The organism is Vibrio sp. D173a, assembly GCF_030248475.1.
In genome coordinates this window covers 1-757 of record NZ_JAHGAH010001616.1, presented here as the reverse complement: position 1 = coordinate 757, position 757 = coordinate 1, and the positions used below count along the sequence as shown (strand labels likewise).

The following is a 757-nucleotide window of genomic DNA, read 5'->3' as shown; positions in this document are numbered from 1 at the left end:
TTTTGTTGCCGAGTAAGTTCAGGGCAGCGGCGCTTAAAACAGTGATGTTTATTGCTGTGATGAGCGCTGCCGCCAGTGCTCAGGCTGTAGAACGAGTAACACTGGCGACGCAGATTTGGACGCCTTATCAAACCGTGGATGAAAATGGTGAGATAGGTGGCGTTGCCGTTAACCGAGTGAAGTGCGCGCTGCGCCGTATGGGGCATCCTTACGAGATTCGAGTGATGCGCTGGGACAAAGCACAGTTGATGGTGGAAACCGGCGAGATGCATGGTTTTTTCTCCGGTTCTGCTCACAGTCGACGCGCGAAATTCGCAACCGCGTCGGAGCCTCTTGTGTCGGAATACTTGGCGTGGTTCATCGCACCAAACATCTATGCCGACATAAATGACGAAACAACCAAGTTTAGTCTGCGATTTGGTGCTAAGTTTAATACAAACAAGTGGTTATCTTTAAAGCGAGATGGCTACAACGTTATCCGCAAGCCGCGTGATGCAGACTCACTGCTCCAAATGTTATGGAAAGGCGATTTGGACGTCGCTTATGAATATGAGCTTGTTTTTGAAGATTCATTGAAGAAAGCAGGTATACCGGTCGATTACTTTCAAAAAGTAAGGATCAAAAAACAAGATCTAATGGTTCACTTTTCTAATGACTTCTTACGTGAGTCCCCAGGATTCTTGGATAGATTTAATCGTTCTTTACGTAAGTGTTATTGAAGTAAGGGTAAGGGAATGCCATGAATATAAGTTTTCAG

1 protein-coding gene is annotated in these 757 nt (G+C 45.8%); it reads left to right on the top strand.

Annotated features, from left to right (window positions below):
• Positions 1 to 2 precede the first annotated feature (2 nt).
• Positions 3 to 719, top strand: a complete 717-nt coding sequence (locus KIV40_RS35145; RefSeq protein WP_375164959.1) for a hypothetical protein — start codon at positions 3 to 5, stop codon at positions 717 to 719.
• Positions 720 to 757 lie beyond the last annotated feature (38 nt).